Source organism: Salmonella enterica subsp. diarizonae (assembly GCF_008692785.1).
Taxonomy (GTDB): domain Bacteria; phylum Pseudomonadota; class Gammaproteobacteria; order Enterobacterales; family Enterobacteriaceae; genus Salmonella; species Salmonella diarizonae.
Map to the genome: position 1 here is coordinate 359,312 of NZ_VXJV01000005.1, position 16,407 is coordinate 375,718.

At 53.9% G+C, this 16,407-nt stretch carries 13 protein-coding genes, 7 tRNA genes and 1 pseudogene; 3 read left to right on the plus strand and 18 right to left on the minus strand.

What is annotated here, in order from left to right; genetic code table 11:
• Positions 1-7: 7 nt before the first annotated feature.
• Positions 8-2,590 carry a leucine--tRNA ligase gene (gene leuS / locus F4V72_RS12915; RefSeq protein WP_023246819.1) on the minus strand — a complete coding sequence of 861 codons (2,583 nt, stop codon included), beginning with the start codon at positions 2,588-2,590 and terminating at the stop codon, positions 8-10.
• Positions 2,591-2,877: 287 nt separating this feature from the next.
• Between leuS and F4V72_RS12920 the strand changes: the two are divergent.
• Together F4V72_RS12920 and F4V72_RS12925 are read left to right on the plus strand one after the other, a co-directional pair.
• Positions 2,878-3,066 (plus strand): annotated as a pseudogene (locus F4V72_RS12920) (UxaA family hydrolase); the annotation flags it as partial.
• A 135-nt stretch (positions 3,067-3,201) separates the two neighbouring features.
• A complete protein-coding gene (locus F4V72_RS12925) occupies positions 3,202-3,675 on the plus strand; it encodes a zinc ribbon-containing protein (protein ID WP_023246821.1) in 474 nt (157 codons plus the stop codon).
• Between the two features lie 85 nt (positions 3,676-3,760).
• On the opposite strand, the gene rihA is transcribed toward F4V72_RS12925, so the two are convergent.
• The 10 genes from rihA to miaB form a co-directional block, all read right to left on the minus strand.
• Complete coding sequence (rihA, locus tag F4V72_RS12930; RefSeq protein ID WP_063390249.1) at positions 3,761-4,696, minus strand: pyrimidine-specific ribonucleoside hydrolase RihA; 936 nt, start codon at positions 4,694-4,696, stop codon at positions 3,761-3,763.
• Between the two features lie 116 nt (positions 4,697-4,812).
• Positions 4,813-5,538, minus strand: coding sequence for a glutamate/aspartate ABC transporter ATP-binding protein GltL (gene gltL / locus F4V72_RS12935; RefSeq protein WP_000631371.1), 726 nt, complete (start codon positions 5,536-5,538; stop codon positions 4,813-4,815).
• Positions 5,538-6,212: a glutamate/aspartate ABC transporter permease GltK gene (gene gltK, locus F4V72_RS12940; RefSeq protein WP_000272799.1), complete on the minus strand. Its 675-nt coding sequence runs from the start codon at positions 6,210-6,212 to the stop codon at positions 5,538-5,540. Before gltK ends, gltL begins: the two co-directional genes overlap by 1 nt.
• On the minus strand, positions 6,212-6,952 hold the full coding sequence (gene gltJ, locus F4V72_RS12945; protein WP_000020930.1) for a glutamate/aspartate ABC transporter permease GltJ: 741 nt from the start codon (positions 6,950-6,952) through the stop codon (positions 6,212-6,214). Before gltJ ends, gltK begins: the two co-directional genes overlap by 1 nt.
• Positions 6,953-7,112: 160 nt before the next feature.
• The gene (locus tag F4V72_RS12950; RefSeq protein WP_053508403.1) at positions 7,113-8,021 is read right to left on the minus strand and encodes an amino acid ABC transporter substrate-binding protein; all 909 of its coding nucleotides are present in this window, start codon (positions 8,019-8,021) and stop codon (positions 7,113-7,115) included.
• A 353-nt stretch (positions 8,022-8,374) separates the two neighbouring features.
• Positions 8,375-9,913 (minus strand): apolipoprotein N-acyltransferase, encoded by a 1,539-nt coding sequence (gene lnt, locus F4V72_RS12955; protein WP_053508402.1) that lies wholly within the window; start codon positions 9,911-9,913, stop codon positions 8,375-8,377.
• Positions 9,914-9,932: 19 nt separating this feature from the next.
• The gene (corC, locus tag F4V72_RS12960) at positions 9,933-10,811 is read right to left on the minus strand and encodes a CNNM family magnesium/cobalt transport protein CorC (protein ID WP_053508400.1); all 879 of its coding nucleotides are present in this window, start codon (positions 10,809-10,811) and stop codon (positions 9,933-9,935) included.
• A 132-nt stretch (positions 10,812-10,943) separates the two neighbouring features.
• The gene (gene ybeY / locus F4V72_RS12965; protein ID WP_053508398.1) at positions 10,944-11,411 is read right to left on the minus strand and encodes an rRNA maturation RNase YbeY; all 468 of its coding nucleotides are present in this window, start codon (positions 11,409-11,411) and stop codon (positions 10,944-10,946) included.
• Complete coding sequence (locus F4V72_RS12970; RefSeq protein ID WP_053508396.1) at positions 11,408-12,454, minus strand: PhoH family protein; 1,047 nt, start codon at positions 12,452-12,454, stop codon at positions 11,408-11,410. The genes ybeY and F4V72_RS12970 overlap by 4 nt, the downstream gene beginning before the upstream one ends.
• Positions 12,455-12,658: 204 nt before the next feature.
• Positions 12,659-14,083, minus strand: a complete 1,425-nt coding sequence (gene miaB / locus F4V72_RS12975) for a tRNA (N6-isopentenyl adenosine(37)-C2)-methylthiotransferase MiaB (RefSeq protein WP_121767824.1) — start codon at positions 14,081-14,083, stop codon at positions 12,659-12,661.
• A 143-nt stretch (positions 14,084-14,226) separates the two neighbouring features.
• On the opposite strand from miaB, the gene ubiF reads away from it, so the two are divergent.
• Positions 14,227-15,402, plus strand: coding sequence for a 3-demethoxyubiquinol 3-hydroxylase (gene ubiF, locus F4V72_RS12980; protein ID WP_053508392.1), 1,176 nt, complete (start codon positions 14,227-14,229; stop codon positions 15,400-15,402).
• 132 nt (positions 15,403-15,534) lie between these two features.
• Here the strand turns inward: ubiF and F4V72_RS12985 are convergent.
• The 7 genes from F4V72_RS12985 to F4V72_RS13015 form a co-directional block, all read right to left on the minus strand.
• Positions 15,535-15,609 (minus strand) — tRNA-Gln (locus F4V72_RS12985).
• A 106-nt stretch (positions 15,610-15,715) separates the two neighbouring features.
• Positions 15,716-15,790, minus strand: a tRNA-Gln gene (locus F4V72_RS12990).
• Positions 15,791-15,884: 94 nt separating this feature from the next.
• Positions 15,885-15,961, minus strand: a tRNA-Met gene (locus F4V72_RS12995).
• Between the two features lie 15 nt (positions 15,962-15,976).
• Positions 15,977-16,051: transfer RNA gene (locus tag F4V72_RS13000), tRNA-Gln, on the minus strand.
• Between the two features lie 35 nt (positions 16,052-16,086).
• A tRNA-Gln gene (locus F4V72_RS13005) sits at positions 16,087-16,161 on the minus strand.
• Between the two features lie 23 nt (positions 16,162-16,184).
• Positions 16,185-16,269 (minus strand) — tRNA-Leu (locus tag F4V72_RS13010).
• Between the two features lie 8 nt (positions 16,270-16,277).
• Positions 16,278-16,354, minus strand: a tRNA-Met gene (locus tag F4V72_RS13015).
• Between the last annotated feature and the right edge of the window lie 53 nt (positions 16,355-16,407).

The following is a 16,407-nucleotide window of genomic DNA, read 5'->3' on the forward strand; positions in this document are numbered from 1 at the left end:
CCCGCGCTTAGCCAACAACCAGATTGAGGAGTTTACCCGGAACGTAAATCACTTTACGCACGGTAACGCCATCAAGATATTTTGCCACCAGGTGTTCCTGGCCTGCGCGCTCGCGTACCTGTTCTTCGGTAGCATTTACCGGTACGGTGATTTTTCCGCGCACTTTACCGTTTACCTGTACCACAACCAGCGTGGACTCTTCGACCATCGCTTTATCGTCCGCCACCGGCCACGGCGCGTTATCAATATCGCCTTCGCCTTCCAGCGCCTGCCACAAGGTAAAGCAGACGTGTGGCGTGAACGGGTTAAGCATACGCACGACCGCCAGCAGCGCTTCCTGCATCAGCGCTCTGTCCTGCTCGCTGTCCTGCGGCGCTTTCGCCAGTTTATTCATCAGTTCCATAATCGCCGCAATGGCGGTGTTGAACGTCTGACGGCGGCCGATATCATCGGTCACTTTGGCAATGGTTTTATGCACATCGCGACGCAGCGCTTTTTGATCGTCGTTCAGCGTATCTATGTTCAGCGCCGCGACAGAACCTTTAGCGGTGTGTTCGTAAACCAGCTTCCAGACGCGTTTAATAAAGCGGTTTGCGCCTTCTACGCCGGACTCCTGCCATTCCAGAGTCATATCCGCCGGAGAAGCGAACATCATAAACAGGCGTACCGTGTCCGCGCCATAACGTTCAACCATTACCTGCGGATCGATACCGTTATTTTTGGACTTGGACATTTTACTCATGCCAGTGTAGACCAGCTCATGACCCGCTGCGTCTTTTGCTTTTACGATGCGGCCTTTTTCATCGCGCTCGACGATAGCGTCAACTGGCGAAACCCAGTTACGTTCGCCGTTCTCGCCGACATAATAGAACGCATCCGCCAGTACCATGCCCTGACACAGCAACTGTTTAGCCGGCTCGTCAGAGGTGACCATGCCCGCATCGCGCATCAGCTTATGGAAGAAGCGGAAGTAGAGCAGGTGCATGATGGCATGTTCAATACCGCCGATGTAGATGTCGACCGGCAGCCAGTAGTTTGCCGCTTTCGAATCCAGCATCCCTTCCTGATACTGCGGGCAGGTGTAACGCGCGTAGTACCATGACGATTCCATAAAGGTGTCGAAGGTGTCGGTTTCACGCAGCGCAGGCATACCGTTAACGGTGGTTTTCGCCCACTCGGGGTCGGCCTTGATTGGGCTGGTGATACCGTCCATGACTACGTCTTCCGGCAGGATCACCGGCAGTTGATCTTCTGGCGTCGGGATCACGGTGCCGTCTTCCAGGGTAACCATCGGGATCGGCGCGCCCCAGTAGCGCTGACGGGAAACGCCCCAGTCGCGTAGACGGTAGTTCACTTTACGTTCGCCAACGCCTTTTTCCGCCAGCTTATCGGCAATGGCGTTAAACGCCGCTTCAAAAGCCAGGCCGTCGAACTCGCCGGAGTTAAACAGCACGCCTTTTTCGGTCAGCGCCTGTTCGGAAAGATCCGGCTCGGAACCGTCGGCAGCCAGAATAACCGGCTTGATGGTCAAACCGTATTTGGAGGCAAATTCGTAGTCGCGCTGATCGTGACCCGGAACGGCCATCACCGCGCCGGTGCCGTACTCCATCAACACGAAGTTTGCCGCCCAGACCGGGATCTCTTCGCCGGTTAACGGATGAATCGCTTTAAAGCCGGTGTCGACGCCTTTTTTCTCCATGGTCGCCATTTCGGCTTCGGCCACTTTGGTGTTACGGCATTCGTCGATGAACGCCGCCAGCTCGGCGTTGTTCGCGGCGGCCTGTTGCGCCAGCGGGTGACCGGCGGCCACCGCCAGGTAAGTGGCGCCCATAAAGGTATCCGGACGGGTGGTATAGACGGTCAGCGTGTTATCGTAACCCTTCACGTCGAAGGTGATTTCCACGCCTTCAGAGCGGCCAATCCAGTTGCGCTGCATCGTTTTCACGGTATCAGGCCAGTGGTCCAGCTTATCCAGATCGCGCAACAGTTCGTCTGCGTAAGCGGTGATTTTGATAAACCACTGTGGGATCTCTTTACGCTCAACTTTGGTATCGCAGCGCCAGCAGCAGCCGTCGATCACCTGTTCGTTGGCGAGAACAGTCTGATCGTTCGGACACCAGTTAACGGCAGAGGTCTTCTTGTACACCAGGCCTTTTTTATACAGCTCGGTGAAGAATTTCTGTTCCCAGCGATAGTATTCTGGGGTGCAGGTCGCCAGTTCGCGGCTCCAGTCATAACCAAAGCCCAACATTTTGAGCTGGTTTTTCATGTACGCGATGTTGTCGTATGTCCACGGCGCCGGCGCAGTGTTGTTTTTCACCGCCGCGCCTTCCGCGGGCAGGCCAAACGCGTCCCAGCCAATAGGCTGCAACACGTTTTTACCTAACATACGTTGGTAGCGGGCGATCACGTCACCGATGGTGTAGTTACGTACGTGGCCCATGTGTAGTCGGCCAGAAGGATAGGGAAGCATCGACAGGCAGTAATACTTCTCTTTGCTCTCGTCTTCGGTCACTTCAAATGTGCGCTTCTCATCCCAGTGAAGCTGTACTTTGGATTCTATCTCTTCCGGGCGGTATTGCTCTTGCATGGCAGCCAGTAGTCCTGTTTTCAATACAGCTACAAATGTAGCTTTAGAGGTGGTGTTTAGATCCGCATAGCATAGCCCAAACGCCCGCGCCAAAACAGGGGTTAGCACATTTGTCGCGTCTGGCGCGCATGAAGCGATGATGCAAAATGTGGCACGACTGCAGCAAATTGCCGTATTTCCTTCCGCCATCTGGCAAATCACTCAAAATAAAATCATATAAAACAGCCTGTTAAAAAATAACATGCCTGTTGATTAGGGAAAGCAGGACTATAGCAAAGGAGTGACCCGTGAAAAAAAATACGGTAATGATTCACCCTTAAGATGGCGTTGTGACGACTATCATGGCGCTCAAGGCTGACGAAACCGCCACGATGTTTATTGATGAACGCGTGATAAGCGCTGTGTTACGTCAGGACGTGCCGTTTGGCCATAAATTCGCAATCTGCGATGTGCCTTTTCATGGCGAAGTTTATAAATAGGGCGAATCAGGCAGGGGGTAGGCGATGCGCGTCAGCCTGACAAGAATTTACAGACTCTGTGGGCAGTCTTGCAAAGCGTAACGTAAATAAGGTCTATTATTATAGGCAGTTAACGATCCGGGAGACGAAGTGATGAATAAAGTTGCTCAGTATTACCGTGAACTGGTGGCTTCATTAAGCGAGCGTTTACGCAATGGCGAGCGCGACATTGATGCGCTGGTGGAGCAGGCGCGCCAGCGTGTGATGCAAACAGGGGAGTTAACGCGAACCGAAGTAGACGAACTGACGCGCGCCGTCAGACGCGATCTGGAAGAGTTCGCCATGAGCTACGAAGAGAGTCAGGACGACAGCGTCTTTATGCGGGTCATTAAAGAGAGTCTGTGGCAGGAGCTGGCGGATATTACCGATAAAACCCAGCTGGAGTGGCGTGAGGTTTTTCAGGATCTCAATCACCATGGGGTTTATCACAGCGGAGAGGTAGTGGGGCTGGGCAATCTGGTATGCGAGAAGTGCCACTTCCATTTAGCGGTTTATACGCCGGATGTGCTGCCGCTGTGCCCGAAATGCGGTCATGACCAGTTTCAGAGAAGACCGTTTGAGCCGTGAGTGGAAGAGCGCCGGTGCGTCTTATCCGGCCTACCAAAAATCGTTCACGTAGGCCGGATATGGCGAAGCTGCCATCCGGCAAATATTACGCGTAAAACTTCAGCCGCTCAGCCAGCAGATCGACAAATCCTTGCCGGTCGACATCGACCATCACCATGGCGTTAGGTTTATTCCCGGTCAGGAAATAATAATCCACCACCGTCATTCCCTGAGTATATTTTCCCTGCGTTTCGACGCCGACCCAGCGTTCAATCGTCGTGAAAAGCTCTGGTTTTAATAGCCAGGCTATCGTACACGGATCGTGCAGCGGCGCGCCGACAAATCCCCATTTTTCGTCTTTGTGATATTCAAAGAAGAAGTCGAGTAGTTCAGCCACGATCGTCGAAATTGGATTGCCGATGTCGCGGAAACGCTCGATATCGGCGGCGTGAATCTGCGCCTTATGGGTGACGTCCAGCCCGGCCATCACCACCGGAATGCCTGACTGGAAGACAATTTCGGCGGCCTCCGGGTCGACGTAAATATTAAATTCCGCAGCGGGTGTCCAGTTACCCAGCGCCATCGCGCCGCCCATGATCACAATGCGGGCGATTTTCGTATGCAGTTCAGGATGGCTATTCAGCAGCAGCGCCACGTTGGTCTGTGGGCCAGTGGAGACGATGGTGACTGGCTGTGAGCTTTCGCGCAGTGTTTTTGCCATCAGCTCAACGGCAGTGCCGCTTTGCGGGGCGAATGACGGCTCGGGCAGCGCCGGGCCGTCAAGACCGCTTTCGCCGTGAACGTTATCGGCGATAATCAGTTCGCGCATGAGAGGTTTCACCGCGCCGCCCGCCACTGGAATATCCGGGCGTTTGAGCAGCGTCAGCATCCGCAGTACGTTGCGCAGGGTCTTCTCCGGCGTCTGGTTGCCGGCGGAAGAGGTGATCGCTTTCACTTCCAGTTCAGGGGAGGCGAGGGCGAGAACGAGGGCGATCGCGTCATCATGACCCGGATCGCAATCAATAATAATGGGCAGTGCCATTATGGCTCCTTGTAAGTGGTACTTTGTGACAAGGTTAACGCTCGGCTGGATACGTTTCGAGAAGCGAAGAGGTAAAGCGTGAGATAGCGCGCACTCTGACATGCGCGCCGGGAAAATTAGTGCAGGATTTTCGCAAGGAAATCTTTTGCGCGATCGGAACTGGGGTTAGCGAAGAACTCCTCTTTTGGCGAATCTTCGACGATTTTTCCTTCATCCATAAAGATTACCCGGTTAGCCACTTTACGGGCAAAACCCATTTCGTGCGTCACTACCATCATGGTCATGCCTTCATGGGCCAGTTCGACCATGACGTCCAGCACCTCGTTGATCATTTCCGGATCGAGCGCGGAAGTAGGTTCATCGAATAACATGGCAATGGGGTCCATACACAGCGCGCGGGCAATCGCCACGCGCTGCTGCTGACCGCCGGAAAGCTGGGCGGGATATTTATTGGCGTGCGCCGAGAGCCCAACGCGCTCCAGCAGCTTGAGCCCTTTATCGCGGGCGGCGGCCTTATCGCGTTTCAGCACTTTCACCTGCGCCAGCGTCAGGTTTTCGATGATCGACAGGTGGGGAAACAGCTCGAAGTGCTGGAATACCATGCCCACGCGGGAACGCAGTTTCGCCAGGTCGGTTTTTTTGTCGTTCACAATAATGCCGTTAACGGTAATTTCGCCTTTTTGCACCGGTTCCAGACCGTTGACGGTCTTAATCAGCGTGGATTTACCGGAACCCGATGGCCCGCAGACTACCACCACTTCGCCTTTTTTCACTTCTGTTGAACAATCGGTCAGCACCTGAAAGTGACCATACCATTTTGAAACATTTTTCAGGGTAATCATTAAACTGTCCTTTTCTTCAAATAGCTGACCAGCAACGACGCGCTCAGGCTGATAACAAAATAAACGGCGCCGGCGAACAGAATCATTTCGACCTGAGTACCGTCACGCTCGCCGATAGTAGACGCGGTGCGGAAGAAGTCCGCCAGGCTTAGTACATAAACTAAAGAGGTGTCCTGAAATAGCACAATGCCCTGCGTAAGCAACAGCGGCACCATCGCCCGAAACGCCTGCGGCAGAATAATTAGCTTCATCGACTGCCAGTGGGTCATCCCCAGCGCCAGCGCCGCGCTGGACTGCCCGCGGGAAATACTTTGAATACCGGCGCGAATAATCTCGGAATAGTAGGCCGCTTCAAACATGGAGAATGCCACCATCGCGGAGATCAGGCGGATATCGGTTTTCGGCGATAGCCCCAGCACGTTTTGCAGAAAGCCGGGTACAATCAGATAGAACCACAGTAAGACCATGACCAACGGGATGGAACGGAAAACGTTAACATACGCTTTAGCAAACCAGGCGATGGGGGCAAAGCTTGAGAGGCGCATGACGGCCAGAATGGTTCCCCAGACTATCCCCACGACAACGGCGGTGACGGTGATCTTCAGCGTGATGACCAACCCGGCCAGCAGGTAAGGCAGTGAGGGGATAATCGAACTCCAGTCAAATTCGTACATTATTTGCTCCCCACGTTGCCCGGCAGGCGGACTTTGCGTTCAACCAGGCTCATGACCAGCATGATAACGGCGTTAATCAGCACATAGGCCAGCGTAATGGCGGTGAAGGATTCCCAGGCGTGCGCCGAGTAATCCAACAGTTTGCCTGCCTGCGCCGCCATATCCACCAGACCGATGGTTGAGGCGATAGCTGAGTTTTTCACCAGATTCATCATCTCTGACGTCATTGGCGGCACAATAACGCGATAGGCATTCGGCAGCAGGACATAGCGATAAGCCTGCGGCAGCGTTAGCCCCATCGCCAGCGCCGCGTTCTTCTGTCCGCGAGGCAGAGACTGAATAGCGGCGCGCACCTGTTCGCAAACGCGGGCGGCGGTAAACAGTCCCAGACAGATCATTGAGGAGAGGAAAAACTGAATATTGGGATCGAGTTCCGCCTTAAACCACATGCCAAGATCTTCCGGCAACAGTTCAGGCACCACCAGGTACCAGGTGAAGAATTGCACGATCAGTGGCACGTTACGGAACAGTTCTACGTACAATGTGCCCAGTCCGGAGAGGAAACGGTTGGGAACGGTACGTAAAATGCCGAAAATAGATCCTACCAGGAAAGCGATAATCCAGGCGGTAATCGAAAGGGCTACGGTGACCTGAAAACCACTCCATAGCCAGCCAAGATAGGTGGTGTTGCCGAAGGGGGCTTCTTGTAAAAAAATACCCCAGTTCCAGTCTATTGACATACATCTACTCCGAAAAAAAAGGGTAGCAGCGCTACCCTCGAAGATTGTTGCCCGGCGATTTGCGGTTTCAGGCCCGATGGGGAACGACCATTAGGCTTATAGTCTGTCCGTGCTGAGCGACAATCGAGAGGACAGGAGGTCCCGCCCCATTTAGTTTTAGTTAGTTAAGCGCTTTATCATTCGGTGCTTTGAACAGGGCTTTCATCTCGTCAGACAACTCGAAATTCATGTTCAGATTTTTCGGGGGGATCGGATTTTTAAACCACTTATCAAACCACTTCGCCGCTTCGCCGGAGGTTTGCGCCTGGGCGATAGTGTCATCCATTAACTTTTTGAATTGCGGATCGTTTTTACGCAGCATACAGCCGTAGGCTTCCTGGGACTGCGGTTTACCGACAATCTCCCAGTTATCCGGTTTCTTCGCTTTGGCGCGCTCGCCGGCCAGCAACGCGTCATCCATCATAAAGGCGACAGCGCGACCGCTTTCCAGGGTGCGGAACGAGTCACCGTGGTCTTTCGCGCTAATAATGCGCATATCCATCTTTTGCTCTTCGTTAAGCTTATGCAGCAGAATTTCAGAGGTCGTCCCGGAGGTTACGACGACCGCTTTCCCTTTCAGGTCCGGGAAATCTTTAATATCGCCGCCTTTTTTAGTCAGCAGTCGCGTGCCGACGACGAAAATCGTATCGGAGAAGGCAGCCTGTTTCTGGCGTTCAAGGTTATTAGTCGTTGAACCGCATTCAAAATCGAACGTTCCGTTTTGCAACAGCGGAATACGGTTTTGCGAGGTGATCGGGATCAGCTTCACCTGCAGATCGGGCTTGTTAAGTTTCTTTTTTACCGCTTCCACAATGGCGTTGGAGTAGTCCTGGGAATAGCCGACCACTTTCTGCTGGTTGTCGTAATAAGAAAAGGGCACAGATGATTCGCGATGCCCGACGACGATCACGCCATTTTTAGCGATCTTATCCAGGGTGCTACCAGCGGCAGGGGCGCTATCTTCTGCGTGCGCAAGGCCCGCAGACAGTCCCATGACCAGCATTGCTGTGGTTAGCTTACGTAATTGCATATCCAACTCCTTTATCATCTGCGCCGTCGACGCATTGATAGCTATTGTGATGTTGTTATTGCCTGCAACTTGCGCGTGCAGTGTTATATGTGTTTGTTAACATTTAGTGTGGCTTGTTGTAAATATTTTGCTGCGATATTGTTTATTTTTGCGAAGTGCGCCGCACCGTTCAGAGGCAAAAATCCTACATTGCACCGTTCAGGTGCTACCGACGATCGATTTTGGTGCGACCCGGTTGCACAAGCAGCCCGAACAGGTTTGTCATGTATAACAAAGCAATAGACGTGCCAGAATAGGGTAAAAGGGGGATTTCCAGGCCGGATAAGCGAAGCGCCATCCGGCCTGGGGAGAGATTATTTCCGCCGTTGCCGCAGACTCATTACCACCGCGCCAAAAGCAAACAGCGCGGTCAGTATCCATAGCGGCCAGTTGCCGGTACGGGCATAGGGGGTTAAACCTGTGGTTGGCGTGACGTTGGTTGTCAGTACCTGGCGAGTGAACTGCGGGATCATCGCCTGGATTTCGCCCTGCGGGCCAATCACCGCCGTAATACCGTTATTAGTACTGCGCAGCAACGGACGCGCCAGCTCCAGCGAACGCATCCGCGCCATCTGGAAATGTTGCCACGGGCCAATGGACTTACCAAACCAGGCGTCGTTAGAAATAGTCAGCAGATAGTCGGTGTCCGGGCGGAAGTTATCCCGCACCTGTTCGCCAAGAATTATTTCATAACAGATTGCCGCCGTCAGCTTATAGTCGTGCGCATGTAACTGCGGCTGGATATAAGGGCCACGGCTAAAGGAGGACATGGGCAGATCGAAGAACGGCGCCAGCGGACGCAGGATAGACTCCAGCGGAACAAACTCGCCAAAGGGCACAAGGTGATTTTTATTGTAGCGATTGGGCGAGTCATAACTGTATGGATTATCCTTGCCCAGCGTGATAATCGTATTGTAGGTGTCGTATCGATTCTGTTTATTGAGACGCGCATCGACAATACCGGTGATCAGCGTGCTATTTTTTTCGCGTAACATCTCGTCCAGCGAACGAAGGAAGGGCTGCTGATTGATTTCGAGATCCGGAATCGCCGACTCCGGCCAGATAATAATTTGTGATTTGCCTAACTCTGGTCGGGTTTCGTTGAGATAGATTTTTAGCGTATTCAGTAGCTGGTTTTCGTCCCACTTCAGCGACTGCGGGATATCGCCCTGTACCAGCGATACCTGGGTCGTTTTGGCCGGTTCCAGCGTAAACCACTGGATATAGCGTAGCGGAAAGGGCAGAGCAAACAGAATCACGGCGACAGCCAGCGGACGCCAGTTCCGCGTCGCCAATGCCAGCGCTAACAGACCGCTGACCATCATCAGCAGGAAGTTGATCGCTTCGACGCCCATCACCGGCGCCAGACCTTTTAGCGGGCCGTCGACCTGACTATAGCCAAATTGCAGCCAGGGGAAGCCGGTCAGCACCCAGCCGCGTAAAAATTCGGTGATTTGCCATATTGCAGGCGCGGCGATAGCGACGCGCAGCCAGTTGGTTTTTGGCCACAGGCGCGACAAAATCCCGGCAAACAGTCCGGTATACAGCGAGAGATAAGCTGCAAGCAGCACCACCAGAAAAACGTTAACCGGACCCGGCATTCCGCCAAACTGCGCGATACTGACATAAACCCAGTTAATCCCGCTACCGAAAAGTCCGAGTCCCCAGCAATAGCCGATGGCGGCAGACTGGAGCGGGCGGCGATTGAACGTTAAGGCCTGCAGCCCGATAAGCGACACTATCGCTGCGGGCCAGACGTCATACGGAGAGAAAGCCAGTGTTCCGCAGGCGCCGAATAATAACGCCAGCAGCAGGCGAAGACGCTGGCGTTCAATTAACGAGGCAAATGCCATTTTTAGTCCACTATTGCTGTTATTCGTTCAGTTTTGGCTGGGGCGAGTCATCCGGGATTCTGACATGCACCTGAATGATACGGCGACTATCGGCCATCGCCACTTTGAACTGGTAACCATCAATGTCAATGGTTTCGCCGCGGGCCGGTAAATGACCGAACGCCTGCATCACCAGCCCGCCGATGGTATCGACTTCTTCATCGCTGAAGTGGGTGCCGAAAGCGTCATTGAAGTCTTCAATTGACGCCAGCGCGCGAATCGTCCAGGTATGGCGGCTAAGCTGACGGAAGTCGATATCGTCTTCTTCGTCATACTCATCTTCAATTTCACCGACAATCAGTTCGAGGATGTCTTCGATAGTCACGAGGCCGGAAACGCCGCCGAACTCATCAATCACGATCGCCATATGGTAACGCTGGGAGCGGAACTCCTTGAGCATACGATCGACGCGTTTGCTCTCCGGTACGACAACGGCGGGGCGTAACACTTTGTCCATGCTGAAGGCTTCGGCATCGCTGCGCATAAACGGCAGCAAATCTTTGGCCATCAGAATCCCTTCAATGTGATCTTTATCTTCGCTGATCACCGGAAAACGCGAGTGGGCGGACTCGATGATAACATCGAGACATTCGTCCAGCGTCTGGTTGCGTTTCAGGGTAATCATCTGGGAGCGTGGGATCATAATATCGCGAACGCGCTGGTCGGCGATGTCCATTACCCCTTCGAGCATATCGCGCGTATCTTCATCGATAAGCTCGTTCTGCCCGGAATCACGGATCAGCGCCAGCAACTCATCACGGTTTTTAGGTTCACCGTGGAAAAGCTGGCTGAGTAGTAGGGAAAAAAATCCCTTTTTACTGTTTACTGTGTCACTACTGTGTGAATTGTCGTCGCTCATGGCGTCGTATGGGTTCTCATGTTAGTTAATGTGTTGCACATGCGCGTAAATTCAGCACATGGCGGTGTGATACAGGTAGGCCGGAGCATCAGGCATTGTGCCGGATGCTCCGGCCTGCAAGATTTCGGCATCCTATTCCTTCTCGGCAATGTACGGATCCTCATAGCCCATAGCAAGCATAATCTCCGTTTCGAGAGACTCCATCTCTTCCGCCTCGTCATCGTCGATATGATCGTAACCCAGCAAATGCAGGCTACCGTGCACGACCATGTGCGCCCAGTGCGCCTCCAGCGGCTTGCGCTGCTCCTGCGCTTCCTGCTCCACGACCTGACGGCAAATAATCAGATCGCCCAGTAGCGGCATTTCAATGCCTGGGGGCGCTTCAAACGGGAAGGAGAGAACATTAGTGGGTTTATCTTTCCCGCGGTACGTCAAATTAAGGTCGTGGCTTTCGGCCTCATCCACCAGACGGATTGTGACTTCCGCCTCTTCCTGAAACTGCGGAATAACGCCGTCCAGCCAGCGTTGAAACTGAGCTTCATCCGGCAGGCCCGCGTGGTTTTCACAGGCCAACTGTAAATCGAGGATCACCTGGCTCATTTCTGTTCCTGCTCCTGGGCTTCACGCTTACGCTCCGCCGCCTGCGCCGCTTTGCGTTTTTGTTCGGCCTCTTCCCAGGCTTCATAGGCGTTAACAATGCGGGCAACGACCGGATGGCGCACCACGTCTTCGCTGTGGAAGAAGTTGAAACTGATTTCATCTACTTCCGCCAGCACTTCAATGGCATGACGCAAGCCGGATTTGGTATTACGCGGTAGGTCAATCTGCGTCACGTCGCCGGTGATTACTGCTTTCGAGTTAAAGCCGATACGCGTCAGGAACATCTTCATCTGTTCGATAGTGGTGTTCTGGCTTTCATCCAGAATGATAAAGGCGTCGTTTAACGTGCGTCCGCGCATATAGGCCAGCGGCGCGACTTCAATCACATTGCGCTCGATAAGCTTCTCGACTTTTTCAAAGCCGAGCATTTCGAACAGCGCGTCATACAGCGGACGCAGGTACGGGTCCACCTTCTGGCTTAAATCGCCCGGCAGAAAGCCCAGTTTTTCCCCGGCTTCCACCGCCGGACGAGTCAGAAGAATACGGCGAATCTCCTGGCGCTCCAGGGCGTCTACCGCAGCGGCGACCGCAAGATAAGTTTTACCGGTACCCGCCGGGCCGACGCCGAAGGTAATGTCATGATCGAGAATATTGGCGATGTACTGCGCCTGGTTCGGCGTACGCGGTTTAATTACGCCGCGCTTGGTTTTGATATTGATAGCTTTGCCATAGTCAGGCACGCTTTCCGCGCTCTGTTCCAGCACCCGCGCTTCTTTAATCGCCAGGTGAATTTGTTCCGGTTCGATATCCTGAGTCTGGCCGCGCATCGGAGCGGTATCGACATACAGGCTTCGCAAAATATCTGTCGCCGCGGTCACGCAAATCGGACGACCGGTCAGTTTAAAGTGATTGTCACGGCGGTTGATTTCAATACCGAGACGACGTTCGAGCTGTTTAATATTGTCATCAAACGGCCCGCAAAGGCTCAATAGACGGGCGTTGTCTGCGGGCTCAAGGGTAATTTCGCGAGTGTCTATATTCAAACCGTTCCTCTTGTATCTGTATCGCCGGACAACGGATGGTTACCGGCCTGTAAGGAAATTATTCACGCCAGTGGGTAAAGGCGCAAGCATTGCAATGAAGATGGGGATGAAGAGGGAAAATTGCAAGGCCCGTCGGGCGACGGGCCATGATCACCAGGCCCGATAAGCGCAGCGTCATCGGGCCTTATTGTCTTTCCTGCAGGATTAAGGCTGGTAGAATCCTACGCCCAGCTCATTTTCTTTACGGGTACGGGCAATGACGGACTCCGGCGTTTCAGCGACGCGCAGCCCCATTTCATCTTCAGTGCGCACCACTTTCCCGCGCAGGGAGTTCGGATAGACGTCGGTAATTTCCACATCGACAAACTTACCAATCATCTCCGGCGTGCCTTCAAAGTTCACCACCCGGTTGTTTTCGGTACGGCCAGACAGCTCCATAATATTTTTACGCGACGTGCCTTCCACCAGAATGCGCTGTGTCGTGCCGAGCATACGGCGGCTCCACGCCATTGCCTGCTGATTGATACGCTCTTGCAGAATATACAGACGCTGCTTCTTCTCTTCTTCCGGTACGTCATCAACCATATCGGCAGCCGGCGTTCCCGGACGCGCAGAGAAGATGAAGCTGTAGCTCATATCAAAGTTAACGTCGGCGATAAGCTTCATAGTTTTTTCGAAATCAACGGTAGTTTCGCCAGGGAAACCGACGATAAAGTCAGAGCTTATCTGAATGTCCGACCGCGCCGCGCGCAGTTTACGGATGATTGCTTTATATTCCAGCGCAGTATGGGTGCGCCCCATCAGATTCAGCACGCGATCGGAACCGCTCTGTACCGGCAGATGCAGGAAACTGACCAGTTCCGGCGTATCGCGGTACACCTCGATAATATCGTCAGTGAACTCAATCGGATGGCTGGTGGTAAAGCGAATACGGTCAATGCCGTCGATGGCGGCAACCAGACGCAGCAAATCGGCAAAGGTGCCGGTGGTGCCGTCGTAGTTTTCTCCGCGCCAGGCGTTAACGTTCTGGCCAAGCAGGTTGACTTCACGCACGCCCTGCGCGGCTAACTGGGCGATTTCAAACAGGATATCGTCTGAGGGACGGCTGACTTCTTCACCGCGGGTATACGGCACTACGCAGTAAGTACAATATTTATTGCAGCCTTCCATGATGGAAACGAAAGCGGTCGGGCCTTCTGCGCGCGGTTCCGGCAGACGGTCGAACTTCTCGATTTCCGGGAAGCTGATATCTACCACCGGGCTGCGGTCGCCGCGCACGGAGTTAATCATCTCCGGCAGGCGGTGCAGGGTTTGCGGACCAAAAATAATGTCGACGTAATGGGCGCGTTGACGAATGTGTTCGCCTTCCTGGGAAGCCACGCAGCCGCCGACGCCGATAATCAGATCGGGATTCTTCTCTTTTAACAGTCTCCAGCGACCTAATTGATGGAAGACTTTTTCCTGAGCCTTCTCGCGGATTGAGCAGGTATTCAACAGCAGCACATCCGCCTCTTCCGCCACGTCGGTCAGTTGATACCCGTGGGTGGCGTCCAGCAGATCGGCCATCTTCGATGAATCGTACTCGTTCATCTGACAGCCCCAGGTTTTAATATGGAGTTTTTTAGTCATCGACTTGCTCTTGCGAAATAGTGGCTGAAAAGCAGGGCGCATAGTGTAATGCTTTGGCGCGGTTGTGACCAGTATGACTGACGTCAGCCCTAATGGGTAAAAAATCCTGTAAACTTGTCTAAAACGTAACAGGATGAATGACCATGACAAATCAACCAACGGAAATTGCCATTGTCGGCGGGGGAATGGTCGGCGGCGCGCTGGCGCTGGGTCTGGCGCAGCAAGGGTTTACGGTGATGGTAATAGAACATGCCGCGCCTGCGCCGTTTGTGGCTGACAGCCAGCCTGACGTGCGGATTTCGGCTATTAGCGCGGCATCCGTAGCGCTGCTCAAGGGGCTGGGCGTCTGGGAGGCGGTGCAGGGAATGCGTACCCATTCTTATCGGCGACTGGAAACCTGGGAGTGGGAAAACGCCCATGTGGTGTTTGACGCTGCCGAACTCAAGCTGCCACTGTTGGGCTATATGGTAGAGAACAACGTTCTGCAACAGGCGCTATGGCAGGCGCTGGAAGCGCACCCCGGTGTGACGTTGCACGTTCCGGCTTCACTAACGGCGTTGCATCGCCACAATGATGGTTATGCGCTGGAACTGGCCGACGGCGAACGTATTACGCCGAAGCTGGTGATTGGCGCCGACGGCGCGAATTCGCAGGTTCGGCAAATGGCGGGAATTGGCATCCACGCCTGGCAATATGCGCAGTCGTGTATGCTTATCACCGTCAAGTGTGAAAATGCGCCAGGCGACAGCACCTGGCAGCAGTTTACGCCGGATGGGCCGCGCGCCTTTTTGCCGTTGTTTGACGACTGGGCGTCGCTGGTGTGGTATGACGCTCCGGCACGTATTCGCCAGCTACAGGGGTTATCGATGACGCAATTGCAGGTGGAAATTAACCAGCACTTTCCGGCGCGTCTGGGGGCTGTGATGCCTGTCGCGGCGGGCGCGTTTCCGCTAACCCGTCGTCACGCGTTGCAGTATGTGCAACCGGGGCTGGCGCTGGTGGGCGACGCGGCGCATACCATTCATCCGCTGGCCGGACAGGGCGTCAACCTGGGGTATCGGGACGTTGATGCGTTGATTGATGTACTGGCGAATGCCCGTAGCTATGGCGAGTCCTGGGCCAGCTATTCGGTGTTGAAACGCTATCAGATGCGGCGCATGGCAGATAATTTTATGATGCAAAGTGGAATGGATCTGTTTTATGCCGGATTCAGCAATGAGCTGCCGCCGCTGCGTATTTTACGCAATATGGGGCTGATGGCGGCGCAGCGCGCAGGCGTGCTAAAACGTCAGGCGCTGAAGTATGCGCTGGGGTTGTAGTTTGTGTTATGCCGGGTGGCGGCAATACCTTACCCGGTCTGTATTCGCCCGCAGGCCTGATAAGCGTAGCGCCATCAGGCAGTCCGAGTCGCCAGAAAAGCAAAAAGCTCGCCGAAGCGAGCTTTTTAAATGTGGCTGGGGTACGAGGATTCGAACCTCGGAATGCCGGAATCAGAATCCGGTGCCTTACCGCTTGGCGATACCCCAGTGATATGTTGGTTTATCTCGCCATATGCGTCTGACTCAGCCCGACGCCTTACAGCCTGGAGATACCCCAACGGTGGCGCTCATCGAAATGAACGGCTTTTAAATGTGGCTGGGGTACGAGGATTCGAACCTCGGAATGCCGGAATCAGAATCCGGTGCCTTACCGCTTGGCGATACCCCAATTTAGTATCAGTAATCATACCGGAATCGAACCGGTGGCTAATACTTCAACAAATTGTTTTCGGATTAGCGGGCGAACCCGATGTTCCTCAATATGGTGGCTACGACGGGATTCGAACCTGTGACCCCATCATTATGAGTGATGTGCTCTAACCAACTGAGCTACGTAGCCAGATAATTTCTTCGATGGCTGGGGTACCTGGATTCGAACCAGGGAATGCCGGTATCAAAAACCGGTGCCTTACCGCTTGGCGATACCCCAATACCGTCGCGGTGAACCGCAAACTCGAAGAAATATGGCTGGGGTACCTGGATTCGAACCAGGGAATGCCGGTATCAAAAACCGGTGCCTTACCGCTTGGCGATACCCCATCCGTACAACGCTTATCGGTGAATGGTGCGGGAGGCGAGACTTGAACTCGCACACCTTGCGGCGCCAGAACCTAAATCTGGTGCGTCTACCAATTTCGCCACTCCCGCAAAAAAGATGGTGGCTACGACGGGATTCGAACCTGTGACCCCATCATTATGAGTGATGTGCTCTAACCAACTGAGCTACGTAGCCATCTTTTTCCGCGTTACCTTATCGGCGTTGCGGGGCGCATTATGCGTATTGAG